18 protein-coding genes are annotated in these 22,888 nt (G+C 64.7%); 7 read left to right on the top strand and 11 right to left on the bottom strand.

Annotation, left to right across the window (positions count from 1 at the left end; all coding sequences use genetic code 11):
* The first annotated feature begins 23 nt into the window (after positions 1–23).
* Positions 24–536, top strand: a complete 513-nt coding sequence (locus A9W99_RS18580; RefSeq protein WP_082930087.1) for a MarR family winged helix-turn-helix transcriptional regulator — start codon at positions 24–26, stop codon at positions 534–536.
* Between the two features lie 117 nt (positions 537–653).
* Positions 654–2,933, top strand: a complete 2,280-nt coding sequence (locus A9W99_RS18575; RefSeq protein WP_067381369.1) for an ATP-binding cassette domain-containing protein — start codon at positions 654–656, stop codon at positions 2,931–2,933.
* 44 nt (positions 2,934–2,977) lie between these two features.
* On the opposite strand, the gene A9W99_RS18570 is transcribed toward A9W99_RS18575, so the two are convergent.
* Entirely contained in the window at positions 2,978–3,544 is a 567-nt protein-coding gene (locus tag A9W99_RS18570) for an isoprenylcysteine carboxylmethyltransferase family protein (protein WP_067381292.1), read from the bottom strand.
* A 93-nt stretch (positions 3,545–3,637) separates the two neighbouring features.
* Here A9W99_RS18570 and A9W99_RS18565 point away from each other — a divergent pair, with 93 nt between their 5' ends.
* Positions 3,638–5,575, top strand: coding sequence for an acyl-CoA dehydrogenase (locus A9W99_RS18565; RefSeq protein WP_067381289.1), 1,938 nt, complete (start codon positions 3,638–3,640; stop codon positions 5,573–5,575).
* Between the two features lie 234 nt (positions 5,576–5,809).
* Here the strand turns inward: A9W99_RS18565 and A9W99_RS18560 are convergent, their stop codons facing one another.
* Entirely contained in the window at positions 5,810–6,301 is a 492-nt protein-coding gene (locus A9W99_RS18560; RefSeq protein WP_253870039.1) for an LppP/LprE family lipoprotein, read from the bottom strand.
* A 349-nt stretch (positions 6,302–6,650) separates the two neighbouring features.
* Between A9W99_RS18560 and A9W99_RS18555 the strand changes: the two genes are divergently transcribed.
* The 4 genes from A9W99_RS18555 to A9W99_RS27380 all read left to right on the top strand — a co-directional run bounded on the left by A9W99_RS18555 (position 6,651) and on the right by A9W99_RS27380 (position 13,540).
* Positions 6,651–10,778 (top strand): bifunctional nitrate reductase/sulfite reductase flavoprotein subunit alpha, encoded by a 4,128-nt coding sequence (locus tag A9W99_RS18555; protein WP_067381363.1) that lies wholly within the window; start codon positions 6,651–6,653, stop codon positions 10,776–10,778.
* A gap of 246 nt (positions 10,779–11,024) precedes the next feature.
* Positions 11,025–12,377, top strand: a complete 1,353-nt coding sequence (locus A9W99_RS18550) for an MBL fold metallo-hydrolase (RefSeq protein WP_067381360.1) — start codon at positions 11,025–11,027, stop codon at positions 12,375–12,377.
* Positions 12,378–12,500: 123 nt separating this feature from the next.
* On the top strand, positions 12,501–13,100 hold the full coding sequence (locus tag A9W99_RS18545) for a rhodanese-like domain-containing protein (RefSeq protein WP_067381287.1): 600 nt from the start codon (positions 12,501–12,503) through the stop codon (positions 13,098–13,100).
* A 119-nt stretch (positions 13,101–13,219) separates the two neighbouring features.
* Complete coding sequence (locus tag A9W99_RS27380; protein ID WP_253870037.1) at positions 13,220–13,540, top strand: hypothetical protein; 321 nt, start codon at positions 13,220–13,222, stop codon at positions 13,538–13,540.
* Between the two features lie 71 nt (positions 13,541–13,611).
* Here the strand turns inward: A9W99_RS27380 and A9W99_RS18535 are convergent, their stop codons facing one another.
* The 9 genes from A9W99_RS18535 to A9W99_RS18495 form a co-directional block, all read right to left on the bottom strand.
* Positions 13,612–14,109, bottom strand: coding sequence for a CAP domain-containing protein (locus A9W99_RS18535; protein WP_067381283.1), 498 nt, complete (start codon positions 14,107–14,109; stop codon positions 13,612–13,614).
* Positions 14,110–14,120: 11 nt separating this feature from the next.
* Positions 14,121–14,732: a hypothetical protein gene (locus tag A9W99_RS18530; protein WP_067381281.1), complete on the bottom strand. Its 612-nt coding sequence runs from the start codon at positions 14,730–14,732 to the stop codon at positions 14,121–14,123.
* The gene (locus tag A9W99_RS18525; RefSeq protein WP_156623177.1) at positions 14,729–15,394 is read right to left on the bottom strand and encodes an Mce protein; all 666 of its coding nucleotides are present in this window, start codon (positions 15,392–15,394) and stop codon (positions 14,729–14,731) included. Before A9W99_RS18525 ends, A9W99_RS18530 begins: the two co-directional genes overlap by 4 nt.
* Before the next feature lie 78 nt (positions 15,395–15,472).
* Complete coding sequence (locus tag A9W99_RS18520) at positions 15,473–16,942, bottom strand: MCE family protein (protein WP_067381278.1); 1,470 nt, start codon at positions 16,940–16,942, stop codon at positions 15,473–15,475.
* Complete coding sequence (locus A9W99_RS18515) at positions 16,943–18,064, bottom strand: MCE family protein (protein ID WP_067381276.1); 1,122 nt, start codon at positions 18,062–18,064, stop codon at positions 16,943–16,945.
* On the bottom strand, positions 18,061–19,401 hold the full coding sequence (locus A9W99_RS18510) for an MCE family protein (protein ID WP_067381273.1): 1,341 nt from the start codon (positions 19,399–19,401) through the stop codon (positions 18,061–18,063). Before A9W99_RS18510 ends, A9W99_RS18515 begins: the two co-directional genes overlap by 4 nt.
* Before the next feature lies 1 nt (position 19,402).
* Positions 19,403–20,587, bottom strand: coding sequence for an MCE family protein (locus tag A9W99_RS18505; RefSeq protein WP_156623176.1), 1,185 nt, complete (start codon positions 20,585–20,587; stop codon positions 19,403–19,405).
* Positions 20,584–21,615, bottom strand: a complete 1,032-nt coding sequence (locus A9W99_RS18500) for an MCE family protein (RefSeq protein WP_067381270.1) — start codon at positions 21,613–21,615, stop codon at positions 20,584–20,586. The genes A9W99_RS18505 and A9W99_RS18500 overlap by 4 nt, the downstream gene beginning before the upstream one ends.
* On the bottom strand, positions 21,612–22,886 hold the full coding sequence (locus A9W99_RS18495) for an MCE family protein (RefSeq protein WP_067381267.1): 1,275 nt from the start codon (positions 22,884–22,886) through the stop codon (positions 21,612–21,614). The genes A9W99_RS18500 and A9W99_RS18495 overlap by 4 nt, the downstream gene beginning before the upstream one ends.
* Positions 22,887–22,888 lie beyond the last annotated feature (2 nt).

Below are 22,888 nucleotides of genomic sequence, written 5' to 3'. Positions count from 1 at the left end.
CAAAGCTATGCAACGATGGTCGCATGAATTCATCCGCTCCCGCCAACCACAAAGGCGTTGTTGAAGAGGTAGTTGATGCCGCAAGTACCCAGCCCCAGCCAGGCCTGGGAGCGGATTTGCTCGCGGTGGTCGCGCGACTCAACCGACTGGCCACGCAGCGCATTCAGATGCCGTTGCCGGCGGCCCAGGCCAGGCTGCTTGCCACGATCGACGCCCACGGTGAAGCCCGGATCGGTGACCTGGCCGCCGTCGACCACTGTTCGCAGCCGACGATGACCACGCAGGTACGACGGCTCGAAGACGCCGGCCTGGTCACCCGAACCGTCGACCCCGGAGACGCCCGGGCAGTCCGAATCAAGATCACGCCCGCGGGGATGCGCACGCTCACCGCGGTCCGGGCCGATCGCGCCGCGGCCATCGAACCCCAACTGGCACAGCTCGATCCGGCCGACCGCAAGGTGCTGGCCGATGCCGTCCAGGTATTGCGCCGCCTTCTCGAGAGCTCCGCAACCACGCCACGTCGCACCACCCCGTGACCAGGGCAGGACGTTTGAAGTGGCTAGACCGTCTGCTGCGGGTGGACACTTGAACCAATAGCTGGCCTGGCCGGATCGATGCGGTCGGCGCGAGGCCAAGGATGAAAGGTGGCGGGCATGCGGACCGAGGCTTCCGCTTTCCAAGCCTCCCCCTTGACCGTTTGGGTCGGTTCGACGAGGTACGTCTGCCTCCCTGGGCCCGACGTGAGCGTAGGCACTGGTAGCCAGTGCGACATCCGGCTGGAACCAGGCGACGCCGCCGGTATCGCGCACCCGGCATCCGAGGACCTGGTGCTGCGGTTCGCCGGCACGCACTGGTTGGCCATCGATAGAAGCGGACAGGGCATCCTCGTCGACGGCGTCCGGGTTGCGACGGTCGACATCCAAGACGGTCAGGCGATCACCATCGGTGATCCACAGCAAGGTCAGCAGCTCACTTTTCACATCGGCTCCCCAGACCACACAGCTGCGGAACCCGCCTCGCCAACCGTCGCGCACCATACCGTCCCGACCGAGCAATCCACTGGGCCGATGCGCGTTCCCCAGATCGCGGCCGCTACGGACTCACCGACCGGTCCGATCCCATTGCCGCCGATGGCGCAGCGCGAGCAACCTCCCGTCGCGCCGGACATTCCGGAGCCGCCGCCGGCTGAACCCAGTTCGACCTTCCGGCTGCCGCTGAAGTCCGACGCACGCACTGACGGCGTGGCCGCGTATCAAGTCGCGCTGACCGCGGGCAAGGCCGGCGAACACGAGTTGCTGGCCAACGTGTCGTTCGCGGCCCGTCCGGGCACGCTGACCGCGGTTGTCGGACCTTCGCACGCACGCAACTCGGCTCTGCTGGACGTGCTCAGCGGCGCCCGCGAGCTCAGCTCGGGAAGAGTCACCGTGGACGGCCAAGACGTGCAGCATGTACAGGAGGCGGTGCCCGCCCGGATCGGGATAGTGCCCCGCGGCGAACGGCTCCATCCGCAGCTCACCGTGGAGCGGGCGTTGAGTGATGCCGCCAAGTTGCGGCTGCCGCCCGACACGTCGTCCGAGCACCGCGAACGGGTGGTCGGTCAGGTGCTCGACGAGCTCGAATTGACGCCGCACGGTAAGACGCGCATCCGCAAATTGCCGCCCGAGGTTCGTCGGTGCGCATCGATGGCGATCGAACTCATCAGCAGACCGACGCTGCTCGTGGTCGACGAGCCGGCCGTCGGGCTTGATCCGGCGCAGGCTCACCACGTCCTCGCAATGCTGCGGCGCCAGGCCGACATCGGTTGCGTAGCAGTGGTAGCGGTGTCGTCGCAGTCCTCGGCGATCCATTTGCATATGTGCGACGAGGTGCTGCTTCTCACCGCTGCCGGCACGATGGCGTTCGCCGGCCCGCCTGCCCAGATCGGGCCCGCCATGGGTACCGCCGACTGGCCGTCGATCTTCGCGCGACTGAACTTCGATCCCGCGGGGGCCCACCGCGCGTTCCAGGCCCGCCAACCGGCGGCAGCGCCTCCACCGCCTCCATCCGCTGCGGCTGTGTCGCCGCCGGCCCGCCTCACCTTCATCCAGCAGACCCGCTTCGTTGCCGCCCGCCAGCTGCGCCTTCTGCTCGCCGGCCGCGTTTACCTGCTCTTCTTGGTGCTGTTGCCGGTGGCGCTGGCAGCGCTGACGCTGCTGATTCCCGGTGACTCCGGGTTCAGCCGGCCGGCCCCGTCGAGTCCCAACGCGCACGAAGCCGTCGAGATCCTGGCGCTGCTCAACCTCGCCGCAGTGATCATCGGTACCGCGCTGACCATCCGCGACCTGGCTGGGGAGCGCGGCGTGTTCCGGCGGGAGCAGGAAATCGGGCTGTCGACGTCGGCCTACCTGCTCGCCAAGATCATCGTCTTCGGCGTGGCCGCGGCCACCTTGGCGGCAGTCCTGACCGGAATCGTGATCGCCGTGAAGGGCGAACCGGTGCGCGGCGCTGTCTTACTGGGCAATCCGGTGGTCGAGGTGTACCTGGCTGTGGCCGCGACGGCCATGGTCTCGGCGATCGTTGGGCTGGCGGTGTCGAGCCTGGGCAACTCGCTGCGCGAAGTCCTGCCGCTACTTTTGCCGGTGCTGCTGGCGTCGTTGGTGTTCGCCGGTGGGCTGATCACCCTGGTTGGCACCTGGGGCTACGACCAGATTTCCTGGTTCATTCCGGCCCAGTGGGGTTTCGCGGCGGCGGCGTCGACCGTCGACCTGCGCCGGGTCGACGCGCTTGCCGCCAACGCCCAGATGTGGACCCATTATTCGGGCTGGTGGGTGTTCGACATGGGCGCACTTCTGGTGCTCGGCGCGCTGTGGGCCGGCTTGGTCCGGTATCGGCTGCGCCCGCCGGAACGGCTAACCCGCAGCCGGCCGCGACCAGCTCCGACATCGCAAAAATAGTAGGCACTGAGTGACCTAACCTCGGCGAGAACTGTTGCATCACATCACACATACCGCCGGACACGGTCGCAGTACTCGAGGTATTCCCGGCCGTACCGATGACGCATGAATTTTTCCTCCCGTAACACCTGGCGATGGAACAGCAGAGTGCCGGCGACCAGGTAGAACAGCGGAACCCAGTTGGGAAACACCAACAGCTGGCCGACCAGGAACAGAAAGAAACCGACATAGATCGGATTGCGGCTCACGGCGAAGACACCAGTGGTGACCAGCCGGCCAGGTTTGTCGACGTCGATGCCGACTCGGAAGCTGCTGCCGAACGCCACCAAGCTCAGCACCAGGATCAGCACGGCACCCACGCAGAGCCCTACCCCCAGCCAGGCAACAGCCGTTGACCGGAAAAATCGCTGGGAGCTGGCCAGGGGCCAGCCGAAAGCGGCGGCAAACACCGTGTAGAAGTAGAACAATGCCACCGGAGGTATCAGAAAATCTGTCTTGTCGAGTTCTCCGAAATGCATTGCCCGAGTGCCGCTTCGGCGCAACAGGAGGACTCGGCCCAACACCGTGCCCAACAGCAGCACGATCATGACAGCGGCCAGGTATTGCGGCATGCCGTTTAGTGTGCGCGCGCAGTCCCCGCCAGCCGGTGGCGCCCCCTCGCCGAGCCTATTCCCGCGGCGCGCACGGCACGTTACGGTCTGGTTATGGCGCCGAACATGACAAGCACTGCCGAACATCTGCGCAACACGCTGGACGGGCGTTGGCGCGACGTGAAGAACCAGACCCGGGCCAAGTTCGAACACGAACAATTCCGGCCGCACTACACGCCGAACACCGTCATCGCCCGCGCCAAAGTTTTCGAGCAGATGAAGATCATCTCCGCGGCCGGCATCTCCGACGAAGGGTTCCGGAAGGAGCACGGCGGCACCGGCGATGTCGGTGCCGCGATCACGATGATCCAGATGCTCGCGATGTCGGACCTGTCGCTGATGGTCAAGGCCGGCGTGCAATGGGGCCTGTTCGGCGGTGCCGTGGAGAATTTGGGCACCGAACGCCACTACGACTACGTGAAGGACATTATCTCGCTGGAATTGCGCGGTTGCTTTGCGATGACCGAGACCGGGCATGGCAGTGACGTTCAGTCGCTGGAGACGACGGCCACCTACGACCCCGAAACCGAAGAGTTCGTCATCCACTCGCCCACTCCCACCGCCCGGAAGGATTACATCGGCGGCGCCGCCGAAACGGCTTCCATCGCAGCGGTTTTCGCGCAGCTGATCACTCACGAGAACGGTGAGCCGGTCAACCACGGCGTGCACTGCGTCCTGGTGCCGATCCGCGACGTCGAAGGTAACGACCTACCCGGCGTGACGACATCGGACTGCCACTACAAGGGCGGGTTACCCGGTGTCGACAACGGCCGCATCATGTTCGACCATGTCCGGGTTCCGCGGGTGAACCTGCTCAACAAGTACGGCGAGGTCGAGCCGGACGGCACCTACACCTCACCCATCGACAATCCGAACCGACGATTCTTCACGATGATCGGCACCCTGATCCGCGGCCGGGTGACCGTGGGCGGCAGCGCAGGTGCCGCGGCTCAGGTCGCACTCGACATTGCCACCCGATACGCGTTGCAGCGCAAGCAGTTCAGTTCGCCCGATGACGACCGCGAAGTGCTGATCATGGACTACCTGGTACATCAGCGGCGGCTGTTTCCCTTGATAGCGCGGTCCTATGCACTGCAATTCGCACAGAATGAGTTGGTGTCCAAGTGCCACGACCTGCAGACGTCGGACGTTGTGGATGCCGATGAGCAGCGCGAGCTGGAAGCTCGCGCTGCGGGGTTGAAGGCGGCCAACACCTGGCACGCCAGCAAGGCCATTCAAGAGGCTCGGGAGGCATGCGGCGGTGCGGGTTACATGGCGGAGAACCGGCTGATCGCGCTGCGCGCCGACACCGACGTGTTCACCACCTTCGAGGGCGACAACCATGTGCTGACCCAGCTGGTGGCCAAGGAGTTGCTGACCGCCTACGCCGACGACATCCGGAGCATGAGCCCGGTGGAATGGGTGCGGTTCGCCGCCAATGCCGTCGGTGATCGGGTGATGAAACGCACTGCGGCCGAAGCGATTATGCAGCGGATCGTCGACGCCAGCCAGGATAGCGAGGAGGAAGGCAGCCTGTTCAACCGCGGCACCCAGGTCACCATGTTCGAGGAGCGCGAGAACTACCTGCTGTCGTCGGTTGCCCGCCGGCTGCAGGGCAAATCCAAAGAGATGTCGGCGTTCGACGCTTTCAACGCGGTGCAGGATCACGTCCTGCACGCGGCGAGCGCACACATCGATCGGGTGATCCTTGAAGCGTTTGTCGCCGGCATCGAGTCGTGTGAGGACGCCGAGGCCCGCGAGTTGCTGGATATGGTTTGCGACCTGTATGCCTTGTCGGTGATCGAGGAGGACAAGGCCTGGTATGTCGAGCACCGGTACCTGTCCACTGAGCGAGCCAAGGCGGTCACCCGCGGCATCAACGACCGGTGCCGCAAGCTGCGCCCGCATGCCGAGACGCTGGTCGACGGCTTCGGCATCCCCGAGCCGTTGCGCTACGCCGAGATGCTGCACCCGGAGAATCTGCCCGGCTGACTGAAGTTGTTCGTCGCGTTTTGCTCAGAAGTCCCACGAGTCCCAACAAATTCGGGGTGTCTTTTTGCCCGACTCGTAGCGACAACCGTTGCACGCCAGCCGATTTGTCGCTCGGAGCCGGGCAGAAGGACACATTCCCCGCTGCGGGATTGCAGTGACAGGCGGGCCTGGCGATGCACCGAAAGTGCTCCGCCGCAGCCGAAGTGCCCGCATCCTGGCGGCGCAACAGCCACGTTATTGGTTCGGGATCGGGCCGAGCGCCGTCAGCTTGCCGTCCGGTCCGATCTGGAACTTCACCGTGCCGATGCCGGTGGGGCAGCAAGGCTCGTCCTTGCCCTTCTGCCACTGGTATTGGACGGTGATCGTGTCATCCGAGGGCGGCAGCACAGTGATGTACGGCTTCGGGTTCGGCGTCGCTGAGCCCAGCGGGGTGTTGTGGTCGAAGAACAGCAACTGCTGGGGAGTCGACTGGCTGGCAATCGTCGGGATGATCTGCACCCAATACAACCGGCACTTCCTGGTGTGTCCCCGGGCGATTTCCACCCACATCGAACCCGGCACCACGATCGGGACAGCGGTGATGGCCTGCTTTACCGTGTCGGCAGTCGGACCGTCGGAAACCTTGCACTTGTCCGGCGGTGGCGGGGACGCGGTCGGCGGCTTCCAGCCACACCCCGAAAACAGAACCAGCAGGATCAGCAGGACGACGACCAGCCGGCGGGACACGCAACGAGCTTAACGAAAGCTGTAAATGTCCCATTTGTTTCGTCGGAGCGCCGGTTTGAGCACGCGCCGCAGGGCCCATTGCGGGTAGCCTGATCCAAGATCGGCTGGTCCCGGTTGGTCGATGCTGACCCGCGAAAGCCGTGGTCAACCGCAGTTTTCTTACCCATTTCACCAGTGCGCCGCATGCGTTGCGAGGAAGCCGTAAAACGGCGGAAACGTCGGATACCCGGTGCAGAAACATCCTTGACGCACGATTCAGCGGTAAAGCCTCGTGCGCATTTGAGGGGAGGTAGGCGTGGCCGGCGATACCGTGCACACCCTGTGCGCCTACTGCGGTGTGGGCTGCGGCATGGTGCTGCAGCTCACAACCGACCCGGAAAGCGGCCTGCGTCACGTCGCGAAGTCCGCCGGAAACACAAGCCATCCCTCGAATTTCGGCCGGTTGTGCACCAAAGGCGCAACCACCGCGGACCTGCTTGCCGCACCCGGCAGGGCGGAGTCGGCATACGTTCGGGCCGACCGTGGCCAGGCCCTGGAACCCATCGCCATCGATGCCGCGATCACCCGGTCCGCCAACCGGTTACGAGCCATCATCGACAAGCACGGTCCCGACGCCGTGGCCTTCTACGTGTCGGGGCAGATGTCCCTGGAAGCCCAATACCTGGCGAACAAGCTGGCCAAGGGTTTCATCGGCACCAACCAGATCGAGTCGAACTCACGATTGTGCATGGCCGGTGCCAGTTCGGGTTACAAGCTATCCCTCGGCGCCGACGGCCCCCCCGGCTCGTATCAGGACTTCGACCATGCCGACGTCTTTTTCGTCATCGGCTCCAACATGGCCGACTGCCACCCAATCCTGTTTCTGCGCATGATGGATCGCGTCAAAGCCGGCGCCAAACTGATCGTCGTCGACCCCCGCCGCACCGCGACCGCCGCCAAGGCCGATCTCTTCCTGCAGATCGCACCCGGCTCTGATCTAGCACTGCTGAACGGCCTGCTGCACCTCATCGTCGAAAACGGGCACACCGACCCCGAATTCATCGCGCAGTTCACCAAAGGCTGGGAGGTGATGCCGAGTTTCCTGAAGCAGTTCACCCCGGACAAGGTCAGCGAATTGACCGGTATTCCGGCCGACGACATCCGCACGGCAGCACGATGGATCGGCGAAGCCGGAAACTGGATGAGTTGCTGGACAATGGGACTCAATCAGAGCACCCACGGTACCTGGAACACCAACGCGATCTGCAACCTGCACTTGGCTACCGGGGCGATTTGCAAACCGGGCAGCGGCCCGTTCTCGCTCACCGGTCAGCCCAATGCGATGGGCGGACGCGAGGTGGGCTACATGGGTCCGGGTTTGCCCGGACAGCGCACGGTGATCTCCAGCGATGACCGCGAATTCGTGGAAGACCAGTGGGGTATCCCGCGTGGGTCCTTGCGCACCGACGTCAGCGACGGTGTGATCGACATGTTCTCCCGCATGGCCGACGGCAAGATCAAGGCGTGCTGGATCATCTGCACCAACCCCGTTGCAACTGTTGCCAATCGAAGAACGGTGCTGGCCGGCCTGGATAAGGCCGAGTTGGTGATTACCCAGGATGCGTTCCTGGAGACCGAGACCAACGACTATGCCGACGTGCTGCTACCGGCGGCCTTGTGGACAGAATCAGACGGGGTGATGGTCAATTCTGAGCGCACCCTGACCCTGTTCCAGCGGGCCGTCGATCCGGTGGGTCAGGCGCAGCCGGATTGGCAAATCATCGCGAAAATGGCTTGCGCAATGGGGTATTCGGATTCATTCAGCTATACGTCCGCTGAGGAGGTGTTCGAAGAGATCAAGCGGTTCTCGAACCCTGCGACGGGATATGACCTACGCGGCGTCAGCTACGACCGGCTGCGGCAGACGCCGCTGCAGTGGCCCTGCCCGCCGGACAGCGATACTGACCGCAACCCGATCCGCTACCTCAACGAGGGTGTCAGCCAGACACGCCTGGTGCGTGAGGACGGCACCGTGCCCCGCATCGCCTTCCCCACCCCACACGGCCGGGCGGTGTTCTTCGCCCGGCCGCACCTGCTGCCCGAAGAGATGCCCGACGCCGAGTATCCGTTCCTGCTCAATACCGGGCGTCTGGCGCACCAATGGCACACCATGACCAAGACCGGCAAGGTTGCCAAGCTCAACCAGCTCAACCCGGGACCGTTCGTCGAAATACATCCCGACGACGCCGCCAGGCTGCAGATCCGCGACACAGATCAGGTCGAAGTCGCTTCTCGCCGTGGCCGGGCCGTGCTGCCCGCCGTCGTCACCGACCGGGTGCTGCCCGGTACGTGCTTCGCCCCGTTCCACTGGAACGATGACTTCGGCGAGTACTTGTCGATCAACGCCGTCACCAACGACGCCGTCGATCCGATTTCGCGCCAACCGGAGTACAAGGCGTGCGCAGTGACATTGACCAAGGTCGGCGTCGCACCCAGCGCCGATCCAGCGGTACCCGACACCCGAGCTGTCCCCGAAGCATCCGAAATCAGCGTGGCGCAGGTCGATGCCCTTGCCGAGATCCTCGGTATGGCAAATGAACCGGCCCCGCAGTTCGGTCCGCTTGGACGTTCTTACCTCGCGGGACTCATCGCGGGCTTGCGGTCGGACGCCGGTCGCCGCACCGCGGGCGTGCCCACCGTGCCGCTGAGCGCCCCTTTCGATTCGGCCACCCGGCTGTGGGTGGACGGCCTGCTTGCTGGAATCTTCGCGCGCGCCGATACGCCGCCAATCTCACAACAGTCAGATGTCGTGTCCGCTGGCCCGAAACCCGCTCCGGCACAAGCAGATGCGTCCGAACGTGCGCCGGTCGTGGTGTTGTGGGCCTCGCAGACCGGGAACGCCGAAGTGCTCGCCACCGACTTCGCCGCGCAACTGGGCGCGGCCGGGATGCCGGTCGCGTTGCACGGCATGGACGACTTCCCCGTCGCCCAACTACCGGCGACGCGACAGCTATTGCTGATCACCAGCACCACCGGTGACGGCGAACCACCCGACAACGGTGCCGGCCTGTGGCGTGCCCTAACTAGTGGTGACGCACCGCGATTCAGCGATACGCGCTACGCCGTACTGTCGCTGGGCGACTCCAACTACAGCGACTTCTGCGGTCACGGACGCAAACTCGACGAGCGGCTGGCGGAGCTGGGTGCCACCAGGATTGTCCCCCGGGTCGACTGCGAACCTGACTACGAGGACGCGGCGGCCGGTTGGCTGAGTACGGTCATTCGAGCGTTGACCGACACTACCGCGGCCACCGAAGCCGGCGGCGCGCCCACCAAGCTGGTCGTATCGCCCCGACCGGCGACCAAGCCCGCGACGCCCACCTACACGAAGAAGCGCCCGCTGGTCACCGGCATGATCCGCAACACCATGCTCAGTGGACCGAGCTCCGCAAAAGACGTGCGGCAGATCGTATTTGACCTTCCCGATGAGGCCGCCACTTATGAGGCGGGCGACGCCCTCGGGGTCTGGCCGCGCAACAGCGACCGCCTGGTCGACGAATGGCTGGCGGTCACCGGCCTGGACGCGCAGACCCCGGTCGAGGTCGGAGAACATGGTCTGATGTCGTTGCGCTCCGCGCTCACCGAGCGAATCGAGATCGCCCACATCAGCCGAGACCTGGTGCGGTTCGTGCAGCAACGCACCGGCAACCCGAAACTCGCGGAGATGCTGAAGCCGGAAAACAAAGCTGCGCTGAGTAATTGGGCATGGGGGCGCCAGTCCATCGATCTGCTTAGGCAGCTGCCGGTCTCCGCATCGGCCCACGAATGGCTGCGGGTCCTCAAACGCCTTCAGCCGCGGCTGTACTCGATCTCGTCGAGCCTGAAAGAGTGCCCGGGGGAAGTTCACCTGACGGTCTCGCCGGTGCGCTACAACTTCCAGGGCGTCCCGCGCCGCGGGGTGTGTTCGACCTACCTTGCCGATCGTTCCCCCGGCGATCGAGTCGCCGTCTATCTGCAGCCATCGAGCAACTTCAGGCCTCCGAGCGACTCGCGCACGCCAATGATCATGATCGGACCGGGAACCGGGATCGCACCCTTTCGTGGTTTCCTGCAGGAGCGCCGCGCGCTCGGCCACACCGGACCCAACTGGCTGTTCTTCGGCGAGCAACACGCCGCCACCGATTACTACTACCGCGACGAGATCGAAAAGATGCACGCCGACGGCTTGCTCACCGAGCTGGACCTCGCCTTCTCGCGGGACCAGGACGAGAAGGTCTACGTGCAGCATCTGATGCGCAAGCGGGGGGCCGAGCTGTGGCGATGGCTGCAGGACGGGGCCCATCTCTTCATCTGCGGCAACGCCGACCCGATGGCCAAAGACGTTGACCGCGCGATCTGCGAGATCGCGGCCGAACACGGGAACCTCGACCCGGAAGCGGCCGCGGACTATGTCCGGCAGTTGGGCGCCGACAAGCGCTACCACCGAGACGTCTACTGATCCAGCTGTACCCAGAAATGAAATCATCACGGTCAAAACTGTTGCGCCCCCGTTTCCCAACCGCTTGACGGTGCGAAAGCCTCTGCCCGCGGCGGGCTGAGCGGTGTTTTTGCCCTACCGTGCGGATGAGGCGCCGGCGCGACAATTGATAACCTGCGCGACAACGAATATCGGCGACTCGGCACGCCGGCGAATCGCAATTACATTGGGCAAGTGGGCGCCTTAAACGACCAACGCGCAGGCACGTTGCACGTGAGGGTTATCGAGACCTCAGGATTGGGCGATCGCAGTTATCTGGTTAGCGACGGTGAAGTCGCGGTCGCCATCGATCCGCAGCGGGACATTGATCGGGTTCTCGAGCTGGCGGCCGACCTGCGAATAACCCACGTGCTCGAGACCCACATCCACAACGACTACGTGACGGGCGGGCTGGCGCTGGCCGACGCTACCGGTGCCCAATACGTCATTCCCGCAGGAGAAGACGTCGAGTTCAGCTGTCGCGCAGTCACCGACAGCGACCACATCGACACGGGCGGGATACACCTAAAGGCCCTCTTCACTCCCGGACACACCAACCACCACATCAGTTATGTGCTGCGCGAAGACTCCGGCGACACCGTGGGGGTATTCACCGGCGGGTCGATGCTTTTCGGCAGCACGGGAAGAACCGACCTGACCGGCGACGCCGTCGAAATGACTCGCCGCCAATACCATTCGGTACGGCGTCTCGCCGAAGAGCTCCCGCCCTCAACTCCCGTCTACCCCACGCACGGATTCGGTAGTTTCTGCTCCGCCGCCCCCGCCGACGGCGACAGCTCCACCATCGGCGAGGAACGCCGAACCAACCCTGCGCTGACCAAGGACGAACAGACGTACGTCGACGAACTTCTCGCGGAGTTGTCGGCCTTCCCGGCCTACTACGCGCACATGGGCGTCATCAACAGGACCGGGCCGACGGCACCAGACCTGTCTTTGCCCGCTCCGGTGGACGCGGGTGAATTGCGTGCGCGGATCGAGGCCGGCGAATGGGTGGTAGATCTACGTAAGCGAACCGCATTCGCGGCCGGACACCTCTCCGGCACATACGGATTCGAGCTCTCCGACCCGTTCGTCAACTACCTGGGCTGGCTCTACACCTGGGGTGCGCCGCTGACCTTGATCGGCGAGGACACCCGGCAGGTCGCCGATGCCCAGCGCGAGTTAGCCCGCATTGGCGTGGACCGGCTCACCGGCGGCGCCAGCGGCGACATCCGCGCGCTGGCGGACGGAACCGAGCTGCGGAGCTACCGCGTTGCGTCTTTCAAGGACCTTGCCGAAGCGCTCAGCGAGCGTGCCGACGGGAATGTCTTCGTGCTGGACGTCCGCCAACCGGGCGAATTCGACGCCGGCCATGTGCGCGGTGCGGTCAACGTCGCGGTGCACGAGCTGCCCGAACGCCTCGCCGATATCCCAGCCGACCGCGAGCTGTGGATCCACTGCGCGAGCGGATATCGGGCGTCGGTGGCCGCCGCGCTGCTCGACCGTCACGACCGCCAGGTCATACTCGTCGACGACGATTTCGACAACGCCGACAAGGTGGGAATCACCAGGTCGAGCTGAGCGGCGCGGGCGAATTTGATTGCGGCGCCTGACAACTCGACCAAAGACTCAGGCTGAGCAAAAGTATGTGGTTTCCGGCGGAGGTGGGTACTTCTGGCTCAGCACCGAACACAGGAGCAGCGAATGAACGCAGCCATTGCCACGATCACCCCGACACAGCTTCGCCGGTTGCTCGCGTCGCCGGATCCCCCGCGTGTCGTCGACGTGCGGACCCCTGCCGAATTCGAAACCACTCACATCACCGGCTCGGTCAACGTTCCCCTCGATGTGCTGGACAAGCACAGCGGCGAAATCGCCGAGTACCTCGACGAGGAGCATGAGGTAGTCGTGGTGTGCCGGTCGGGGCAGCGCTCCGCGACGGCAGCGCAGCACCTGCGCAGTGCGGGCCTGACCGGCGGGCGGGTTCTCGAGCATGGGCTGACCGAGTGGGAATCCCAGGGTTTCGAGGTCGAACGCGGCGCACAGCGGTGGGAGCTGGAACGTCAGGTGCGCCTTGCCGCTGGATCGATCGTGCTTTCCTCCGTTGTCGCCAGTGTGGTGATTCCCCAGCTCAAGTGGGTAGCGGCGGCAGTGGGCGGCGGCTTGACGTATGCGGCGATCAGCAATACCTGCGCCATGGCTACGGCGTTATCCAAGCTGCCCTACAACCGTGGCGCTACCTCGGATGCTCGCACGGTCCTGTCCCGACTCGGTGGTCCGCCCACCGCCGAGAAAGTGAGCTAGGCCCGCGGCACGCTCACCGGAGCAACCGTAATACGCCGGAAACATCGCACACCCGTAGGCGAAACATCCTCGTCGCACGATGCACTCAGGTGGTCACGCAGTCGAGGAGGGGTGTTCGCATGACTCGAGAGTGTGACGGTCTCAGCAGGGCCGCCGTGCACAATGACTGCCCGTTGCAATGCTGGCGGCGACGCGACGATGCCCCTGACAATTCGTCCAGTAGCCAGACCTGGGCCCGGGACCATGTGGACTGGGCAGGGCTGCCGGTCAATCTGGACCTGGCGTTCTCTCCACAGCATCGCGATAAGGTTTACGCGCAGCACATGATGCGCAAGCGCGGCGCCCAGCTGTGGCGCTGGCTGCCGCGCACCGCTGCGCTTTGTGTCTGCGAGGCCTCAGCCGAGCGGCTCGACACGAGCGCTGCCAAAGACTACGTCTGACACCGACGATCTCGTCACGCCTGCGCCGCTCAGCACCGATTTGATCAACTGAAATCCCTTGCTGCGCACGGTCACCGATTCCGCGCAACAGGTTGGCCGTAGACAGCAACTACAACGGTTCGGTCCAGACTGTTTTCCGACCACACCCCGATGGCGGTGTTGCCGCAGTCGCGCATGATGGCCAGATAATCAGGGTTGTAGTACCACTGCTTGATCAGTTCGAGGTTGCTGATGGACAAAGCGGGGTTGATACCTACCGTCTCGGCGACCCTGCCGTGAAAGCCGGCGGCACCGGCGCGGTCTTGCGGGTTGGATCCGTCGGATCCGATGTCGCCGTCGAGGTTTCGGTTGTTGAGCACGTCGACTGCATGCCACTGGGCGGCCAGTTGTAGCTGTAGGTTGATGACGACGTCATTGGTGCAGCCCGCTTGGTGCTGGATGGTGTACACATCGGAGACGACGGCGTCGTTGAGCCTCTTATTGTCGGCGTTCGCCGCAGAACCCGCCAATGTGGTTGCCGCCAAGAGGATCACCGTCCCGGACAGGACGCGGGATATTCGCCGGATCATCAGATTTGCCCTCACACCGGATCGAAATGCGAAACCAGCCACTTGCCGTTGACCTTGTCCAGCGTCACGCGCAACACGGGTGTGGTATCGGTGGGCGCACCGTTACCGATGGTCACCGTCTGGTGGACGAACGCCAGCACCACCGCATGGCTGCTCGTCGCTGAAACCGATGCTGCCGCCGTCACTTTGGCGACCGCAGCAATGTGCTTCTCCTTCGCGCCGGGGATGACCACCTCGCGGGTCAGCGCGGTGTACGCGTCTTTGAAGTCGCCGGTCAACCGTTCCCGTGCCACGCCGAGGTCTCGGTCTACCGACTCCGGCCGGTAAGACAACAAGACGGCCGCGTCGTCGCTGGCGACGCGCACCGATTCGCTGCGGGCTGTGGCGAAGTCATCGCCCGACCGGTCCCACCAGCTCAGGTACGCCGCGCCCAGGGCCAGCACGAGCGCCACTCCGGGCAGCACCCAGTAGCCAAGCACCCGCGTCCAGGCGACCCGGCGATGCGTGCTGCCCTCATCGGTGTCAGTGGATGCCGGGTCCTGCGCCGCCTGCGCGTCGGCTGCCGGCTCGTCGATCTCCGCGAGTTCCTCGTCGCGGGTGGTGGGTTCTTTCAGCGTGGTCATGGGACGAACACCACGTTGGATACCTTGGCGCCGTCGCCGACGGCCTGCACCTGAATTCTCATCCGCCACTCCCGCGGCGCTTGCTCACCAACAGCGGTCCGCGACTTCACCGCTACCGCCACCAGCACCTCGGCGGAGTCGCCCCGTTGGGATTCCAGCCCCGCCTCGGTTATGGTGCCTTCCGATTGTGACCGCGCCGCCTTGACGACCTCGATGAACGGCTGGGAGCGTTTCGCGAAGTCGTCGCGGAAAGCGCCGGTGGCTGAATCGAGAACCCGCTGCACGTCGGCTTCGGCCTCGGTGTAGTTGATCGTCGTGAGGTTCAGCGCGCCTTGACGAGCGGTCTGCACGAAAAGCTCACGCAGAGCCTGGGCTTCATGCTTTTGATAGCCGCGGTAGCCGAACCAGCCCGCCAATCCCGCCAGCATCGCGACGACGAGAGCGCTGGCCACCAACGCCCACCCGGCATTCGAAAGCCGCCGCGGGGCGCGTGGTTCGACCGATTGAGGTTCTTTCTCATCGGCCTCGCCGTCGTCGGCTTCGTCGTCCGCGTCGACTTCGTCGGACTCGACGGCGTCAGCGGCCTCATCGTGTTCGCTGTCGTCGATCTCGACCTTCGTTGTTTGTTCCCCGGAGTCGGGGTTGTCAATTTCGGTGGCCATGGTGCTCCTTCATGCGGCGGGCCAAGTTGTTATCTGAGTTGTCACGAGTTCGCTTCCTTGCCAATGGCATTCGGTGGCTTACGGCGGCGGCACCAGCAGCTGCTGCCAATTCTTGGCGCGTGGATGCGCGAGATCGGACTCGGTGTAGCGACGCCCGTCGGGTGCTATGTACTCGCCTGTCGCGGGGTCATAGGTGGTAACCGCGAGCGGCGGGGCCGACGGCGCAGTCCCCCGTGGCGGTGGTAGCCGCGGATCGGCCCCCGGCGGATATTGCGGGACGCCCTGACCGGTGTAAGTGGCATTCGGGTCGCCCTTCCAGTTGTAGCCCTCGTTGAGCGGCACATACTCCTCGTTGCTCTCACACAGTTCGACAGTGGGGGCGCGCTTCCACGGCTTGGTTTCACACGGAATGTTGCGCACCCCACGGACATTGAGCTCCGAATCTTGCGGCAGCCGGCAGTACAGGTCGGCCGCCGGCCGGTCTGGGGCATCGACGCTGGCCGGTGAGCGTCGCTGTTTGGGTGGCAGATATCCGGTGGTGCAAGGCGGCGGCAGGTTGAGGTTGAGATTGAAGTCCAGATACGCGCCGCGGTAATCCTGCTTGGTGCCCGAGTTGGGCACGATGATCGCCGACATGGCCGCAATGCCTTGCGGCAGCAGCACCAGCAGTTGCTCGATGTCGTGGCGATAGACCACGGCGATATCACCCAGGCTGACCAGGTTGGCCAACAGCAGCGGCAAGGCCGGCGCCACCCGGTCGAACAACCGGTGGCCTTCTTGCACGCCCGCCGCGCCCTGGGTGAGCAGGTCGCGCAGGGCCGCGTCCTGCGCCTTGAATTGCGCCATGATGGCCGCGGTCCGACTGGCCCAGGTGGCGATCGCATCCGACGTCCGCACCTGGGAGTCCAGCACCGGAGGGGACTGGTCGATCAGGGCGGCAAGCGGGTCGGCGGTCCGGCCTCCGGCGATCGCCAGCGCCGCCGACCCGTCGACGATGCGGGACAGCTCGGGCCCGAGCCCGCCGACCGCCCGGTTGCTCTCCTCGATCACCGTGCGCAGGTTGTCTCGCGGAATCGCCTGCAGCGCACGGTTGGTGATGTCGAGCAAGTGGCCGATGTCGACGGGCACGTCGACGCGTCCTACCGGAATGACATCCCCGGCGCGCAGGGGCCGGGCATGTACGCCGGCGTTGCCCGGCTTCGGGGTCAGTTCGATGTACTGCTCGCCGATCGCCGAACGGCTGTGCACCGACGCCTGCACGTCGGAGGGCACCGGTGTGCCGGACTTCATTGAGAGGACGGCACGTACGCCGCTGGCGGTTACTTCGATCGACTTGACCTGGCCGACGTCGGTGCCGCGATAGGTGACAACCGAGGTCTGATACAGGCCGCCCGACTCCGGCAAGTCGACCGTGACGTTGTACTCCCCGACCCCGAACAAGGTCGTGGGAAGCTTCATGAAGTCCAACGCCATTGCCCCGCAGGACAATATCGTGACCAAAGCCAAGACCGCCAGCTGAATCCATGTCTTGCGATGCAGGCGCAGCATTCAGTACCCCCCGTCGTGGTACGGGAAGGTCAGCGGGTTGCCGCCGGTCGCCGGGCTCGGCTGCATGCCGATGGTGCGTCCCCACTGCAATTCGAGTCGGGTGAGGTTGCCCTCCCAACGCGAACCCGTGAAGATCCCGGTGTCTATGCGGCTCAACGTCAGATCGACGATCAGGGTGAGATTCGCGTAGTCACCGCGGAACCAGTTTCGGGCCGTGGATGCCGGCCACGGATAGGTCAGCAGCATGTCCAGGCCCTTGGTCAGCGCCGGACCGGCATCCGCCAAAGACCGCAGCACCGGCGCGATGTCACGCAGGTTGGCCACCAGTGATTCCCGGGTTTGGTGGACGGTGTCGGCCGCGATCGCGCTGAACTTGCCGAGCTGGTCGATGGCGTCGGCGATGTTGCCGCGCTGCTCGGCCAGCACGGCCAGCGCCTTGGGCACAACGGTCAGCGCCTTGTCGACGACGGGATCCTTCGCGGCAACCTGGCCGACCAAACTGTTGAGATTCTCTGCGGCAGCGATGATGTCGTCGGTCTGCGCGTTGGTGCCGGCGATGAACCGGTCCAGTTGGACGAGCAGGCTGCGCATGTCGTTTTCACGACCGGCGAACGCCGTGGCGATCGACCGGTTGATTTCTTGTAGCTGTCCGAGCCCGCCGCCGTTCAGCAGGATCGACACCGCAGCCAGAGTTTGCTCGGTGGTCGGATACATGCTGGCGTGTGAAAGCGGGATGACCGAGCCGTTTTTCAGCTCGCCGACCGGCGGCTGGTCTTTGGGCGGTGCGAGTTCGATGTGCATCGAGCCGAGCAGGCTGGTCTGCCCGAGCTTGACGGTCGAATTGGCCGGCAGGCGAACGTCGCCATTGATGCGCATCGTGACCAGCGCGTGCCAATCCTGCACCTCGATCTTGGTGACGTTGCCGATGTTCACGTCGTTCACCCGTACCCGGGTGTTCTCCTGAATGGTCACGACGTCGGGCATCTGCGCCTGGATCGTGTAGGAACTCGGTCCCCCACCGGCGGTACCCGGCAGGCGAAACGAGTTGAGTCCCCGCCATTCACACGCCGGCAGGGCGGTGATCGTTGCCGCACACAGTGCAGCGGCCATGGCGCGTCTCACGATCCACCCACCGGAAGCAGCAGATTCCGAAGCACGTCCGTCGAGCTCACCGTCGTACCCGGCGGTGGCCGCTCGGCGGGCGGCGGGGCACCGTCGGGTTGCGGCTGCTCCGCGGGCATCGGCTGGTCAGCCGGCGCCGGCTCCGCCGGCGGGCTCTGCGGCGGGGCATAACCCGGCCGCAGCCACTCTTCGCTGTAGGTGATCTCGTTCGGCCTGGCCTGTGGTCCGACGAAGGGATTGATCCCGATCGGGATGTAGTTGTAGATGCGGTTTTTGATCACGGGATTGACGTACTGCAAGCACAGCTTCGAAACCCGGTCCAACCGCGCCCGAGACGCCGACTCGATAGCGCTGCAGATCCACTGCGGGATGTCGGCGAAGTTGTTCAATGCCAAGATGCCGGTCATCGCGCTCTGTGCGGGCTGGTAGATGTTCATGAAGTTCTGGAACACCGTCGGCGCGATGTGCAGGATCTGCTTGATATCGCCGCGACTGTCGTTGAGCGCGGTCGTGATGGAACTCAGCCGGTCGAAGGCGACACCGAACGCTTCCCGGTTCTCGCCGACAAAGCCGCGCAGGTCCGCCAAGGCCGCGTCGAGTCCCTGCAGCGCATTAGCGATTTCGTTGGGCGTGTTGGACAGGACGCTGGTCACGCTGGCCAGATTCCGGTTGAACGAGGCCAACAGGTCGCTGCTGGAGTACAGGGCCGAGACCAGCAGCTGCAGATTGCGCACCGTGCTGAAGATGTCGTCGGCATGATCGCCCAGCGCTGAGATCGCCTTGGACAGCTTGATTACCGTGTCCCGGGCGGTGTCACCCGTGCCGCGCAGGTTGTCCGCCGCCGAGTTGATGAATTCGCCGAGCGTGTTCACCCCACCCGGGGTGGTGGGCCGTAGCGTCTCGCTCAGCGTCTCCAGTTGCTTGCGGAAGTCGTCCCATTCGACGGGTACCGCGGTGCGGCTCAGCGGGATCGCCGCTCCCGGACTCAATTTCGGGCCGCCGGAGTAAACCGGGACAAGCTGGATGGCGCGCGACGTCACCAGCGACGGCGACAGAATGGCGGCTCGGGCGCCGGCCGGGACGGAATATTGCTTGTCGACGGAGAACGTGACCAAGGTGGCGGTGGGTTGCGGCTCGATCTTGTCCACCGACCCGACCGCGACGCCGAGGATCCGGATCTCGTCGCCGACGAACAGGCCGTTGGTCTCGGCGAAATACGCCGAGTACGTGTTCTTTTCGACAACCTTCCACAGTCGCGCACCGACGATCACCGACGAGATCGTCAACGTGGCCGCGAGGCTTATGGCGGTCAAAATCCGCAGGGTGCGCCGGTTCATGTCACGACCCCCCGGGCTCGGGAGGCGGGGGCGCCTGCCGGCCGGTGGTGTGCAGCGGTGGCGTCGCGGGCGGGGGCGACGGCGGTTGGGACCACAGCGGTACGGGTGCGTTCTGCGGCGGGACCGGCGGAGACCCGGTGGGCGGGTCGACGGCCTCCGACGGCAACTTCGCGTTGGGGTCAAGGAACCGGTCATACATGTCCGCGTCAATGACCGGTCCACCGATCTGGCCGGGAACCAAGTTGGCCACGTAAGCCTTGAAAAACGGCCCGGAGCCCAGTGATTCGCCGAACGACATCGCGTATCGCTTGAACTTGGGCAGCGTCGCCTGCAATTCCTGCTTGCGGTTGTCCAGGATCTCGAGCACCCCGATGAGCTTGTCCAGGGCCGGCTTGAGTTGCGTCCGGTTGTCGTTGACCAGTCCGGAGATCTGATGCGAAACCGCGGTGAGGTTGTTCATCAAGGCGTCGATTGAATCTCGTTCGTCCAGCAGCGCCGCCAACAATGCGTTCGAATTCGCTACCAGCCCGGCGATCTGCTGACTACGGCGACCCAAGACCCCCGATACCTTGTTGGCGTTGCCCAGCAGGCTGCGCAGTTGCTCGTCGCGAGTGTTCAGGGTGTCCGAGAACCGAGCCACGCCCTCGAGTGCGGGCCGAAGATCGGGTGGTGTCTCTTTGAACGTATTAGCCAATGTTGTTAGGGCCGACGACAATTGGGCGGTGTCCAGACCACTGATCGTGGTAGTCAGGTCGCCCAGCGCGTCGGGCAGGTCGTAGGGCGAGCGGGTTCGTTCCAACGGAATGGTGCCCGTCAACCGGCCTTCGCCACGTGGCGTGAGCTCAAGCATCTTGGCGCCCAGTACCGTCTCCGTCTTGATCGCCGCTTCCGTGCGGTCGCCCAGTTCGACGTTCTTGCGGACGGTGAATCCGACCCGGACCTTGGTGCCGTCCAAGCGGACTTCGGAGACCCTGCCCACGCCCATCCCCGAAACCCTTACGGTGCTACCGGTTTTGATGCCTCCGGCTTCAGCGAAATAGGCCGAGTAGTCGTTGGAGCCATTGACGAAGGGCAGCTTGTCGTACTCGAAGGCCCCGATGACCACTGCGGCGACGATGGCCAGCCCTGCCAGCCCCACCATGACCGGATTACGCTCGCTGAGCGGCTTGAACCTGAATCGTCTCATTGCGGCGTGCACCGTCCGCTGGGCTGGCCCAGCATCTTGACGTAGATCGGGTTGCCGCCTTTGCCGTTGAGCTTGAGCAACACATCGCAGAAATAGAAGCCGAAGTAGTCGCCGTTCAGACCTTGCCGAGCCAGCACCTGATAGACGTCGGGCAGTGTCTTGAGCAGGTTGTCGACGTACTCGCGGTCGGCCAGCACCTGACCGGACATCCGGTCGGTTTCGCGTACCACGTCCTTGATCGGCTGGCGTGCCTGGGCAAGGAGGTCAGTGATCGACCCGGCTGCGGCGTTGATGTAGGCCAGGCCGTTGGAGATGTCGGTCTTACGCTGCGCCAGCCCTTCCACCAGTTGAGCGAGTTTGTCCAGCCCATCAGAGAATTCGCGGTCGCGGGTGGCGAAGGTGTGCAGCACGGTGTTCAGGTTCGTGATGAGTTCGCCGATCAGCTCACTGCGTCCGGCCAGGGTGGTGGTCAGTGTCGAGGTCTGTGCCAGCGCCGAGGCGATGGTGCCGCCCTGGCCCTGGAAGATTCGCAGCAATTCTCCGGATAAGGCATTGACCTGGTCGGGATCCAGGGCCCGGAACAACGGCCGGAAGCCTCCGATCAGCGCGTCGATATCCAGGGCGGGCGCCGTTCGCGTCAGCGGAATCGTCGCACCCGGTGCCAGCCGATGCGGCGGGCCGGCGCCCTCGACCAGCGCGAGATAGCGGTCGCCGATCAGGTTTTCGTAGCGCACGACGGCCTTGGTGCCCTCGGTGAGCCGCAGACCCTTGTCGACCGCGAAGTCGACGGTGACCGTGCCGTCGTGGTGCAAGGTGAGGTCGCCGACCTTGCCGACCTCGACACCGGCGACGCGGACGAAGTTGCCGGACTTCAGCCCGGAAATGTTGGTGAACACCGCGTGATAGGGCATGCGGTCTTCGAACCGCAGCTGCCCGAAGACGGCGACGAGAGTAAAGGTGAACACCAGGCAGACCGCCGTGAAAAGCGCGACCCGGGCGATGACAGCCGATAGTCTCCTTCTTTTCATGGCGGCGGCTGCCCTCCGCGCCAGAAGTACCGCGGTGGTTCGGGCGGGTTCTTGGTGGTCGGGAAGTAGTTGGACCACCACGGATTTCCGGTAGCCAGGTTGGTGCGGATCTCGTTGGGCTCGGTCCCCCAACCGGTGTCGGTCACCAGTTGGCGAACCGGGTAGTTCGCGCTGGGGTCGGGCAGTGAACCACAGCTCGGCCGGCCGCCCGGCCCACCGGTGGCGTTGACCTTCGGCAAGTGCCGCGGGTAACGGTAGGGGTCGTCGCCGAATAGCAGCGCGGCGTCAAGGATCACCGAATAGCCGTTGCCGCCGAACGCGTCTCGGCCGCCGTGGTCCAGAAACCATTGCGCGCCCTGGAACAGACACGTGTAGGTCGATGAGTACTTGCGCAGTAGCGCCGTGGTGGGTTCGAACAGGTTGACGGATCGCACGATGTTGGATTCGTTGGTGCCGACCACGCTGATGCCGGCCTGACTGAAGCCGACCGCCGACAACAGCAGGGTGTCGAGCGCCTGCTGATTGGCGGTGATGGTGGCGCTGGGCGTCACCGCTGAGTCGAGAATCGACAGAATATTCTGCGCGGCATCGGAATACGCTGCCGCGGTCTTGCCGAACAGTCGCCAGTCCTGATGGATCGTGGACAGCCGGGGGTTCACGGTCAGCAGCAGGCCGTTGGCATCGGTGATGGCTTGCCCGAGTCGATCGCCCTTGCCGCGCAGCGCTTGTGAGAACGCCGACAGGATCGCGTTGAGTTTGGCCGGGTCAATCGCCGAGACCACCGACTGCAGGTTCTCAAAGACGGTGTTGACCTCGACTGTGACGTTGCGCGACCGCAGCACCGAGCCGGGTTTGAGTGCTTGCGGGCTGCGATGGTCGGGCACAATCAAGTCGACGTACTTGGAGCCGAACGCCGTCGTCGACTTGATCTCGGCCTCGACGTTGCTCGGCAGATACTTGAACGGCCCGGGGTCCATTTTCAGTTGCAGCTGGGCAGATTTCACGTCGCTGCCAATCGACACCACCTGGCCGATCTGCACGCCGCGCAGCTTCACCTTCGCGCCGGTTTCCATGACCAGTCCCGCCCGGTCCGATACCAACGTCAGCGGGATGTAGCTGCGGAACGTGCCGGAGAACGATGCCGCGGTCAGCGCGACCAGGCCGGCGATCAAGATGAACAACGTTGGAGCCCACCAGATCGGGTCGATCCTGCCCCTGCGGGGCCGATTGACCCTGCTGCGCGTGTTGCCCCCGCCGGATATGTTGGCCATGC

The sequence above is a fragment of the Mycobacterium sp. 1164966.3 genome (assembly GCF_001665395.1).
Lineage (GTDB): Bacteria > Actinomycetota > Actinomycetes > Mycobacteriales > Mycobacteriaceae > Mycobacterium.
The sequence above is the reverse complement of the archived record's forward strand: the minus strand, read 5'-3'. Positions and strand labels throughout refer to the sequence as shown.

Excerpts from the sequence above, each read along its gene's own strand:
- A9W99_RS18580 (WP_082930087.1), top strand. The coding sequence starts at position 24 with ATGAATTCATCCGCTCCCGCCAACCACAAAGGCGTTGTTGAAGAGGTA.
- A9W99_RS18575 (WP_067381369.1), top strand. The coding sequence starts at position 654 with ATGCGGACCGAGGCTTCCGCTTTCCAAGCCTCCCCCTTGACCGTTTGG.
- A9W99_RS18570 (WP_067381292.1), bottom strand. The coding sequence starts at position 3,544 with ATGCCGCAATACCTGGCCGCTGTCATGATCGTGCTGCTGTTGGGCACG.
- A9W99_RS18565 (WP_067381289.1), top strand. The coding sequence starts at position 3,638 with ATGGCGCCGAACATGACAAGCACTGCCGAACATCTGCGCAACACGCTG.
- A9W99_RS18555 (WP_067381363.1), top strand. The coding sequence starts at position 6,651 with ATGGTGCTGCAGCTCACAACCGACCCGGAAAGCGGCCTGCGTCACGTC.
- A9W99_RS18545 (WP_067381287.1), top strand. The coding sequence starts at position 12,501 with ATGAACGCAGCCATTGCCACGATCACCCCGACACAGCTTCGCCGGTTG.
- A9W99_RS27380 (WP_253870037.1), top strand. The coding sequence starts at position 13,220 with ATGACTCGAGAGTGTGACGGTCTCAGCAGGGCCGCCGTGCACAATGAC.
- A9W99_RS18535 (WP_067381283.1), bottom strand. The coding sequence starts at position 14,109 with ATGATCCGGCGAATATCCCGCGTCCTGTCCGGGACGGTGATCCTCTTG.
- A9W99_RS18530 (WP_067381281.1), bottom strand. The coding sequence starts at position 14,732 with ATGACCACGCTGAAAGAACCCACCACCCGCGACGAGGAACTCGCGGAG.
- A9W99_RS18525 (WP_156623177.1), bottom strand. The coding sequence starts at position 15,394 with ATGGCCACCGAAATTGACAACCCCGACTCCGGGGAACAAACAACGAAG.
- A9W99_RS18520 (WP_067381278.1), bottom strand. The coding sequence starts at position 16,942 with ATGCTGCGCCTGCATCGCAAGACATGGATTCAGCTGGCGGTCTTGGCT.
- A9W99_RS18510 (WP_067381273.1), bottom strand. The coding sequence starts at position 19,401 with ATGAACCGGCGCACCCTGCGGATTTTGACCGCCATAAGCCTCGCGGCC.
- A9W99_RS18505 (WP_156623176.1), bottom strand. The coding sequence starts at position 20,587 with ATGAGACGATTCAGGTTCAAGCCGCTCAGCGAGCGTAATCCGGTCATG.
- A9W99_RS18500 (WP_067381270.1), bottom strand. The coding sequence starts at position 21,615 with ATGAAAAGAAGGAGACTATCGGCTGTCATCGCCCGGGTCGCGCTTTTC.
- A9W99_RS18495 (WP_067381267.1), bottom strand. The coding sequence starts at position 22,886 with ATGGCCAACATATCCGGCGGGGGCAACACGCGCAGCAGGGTCAATCGG.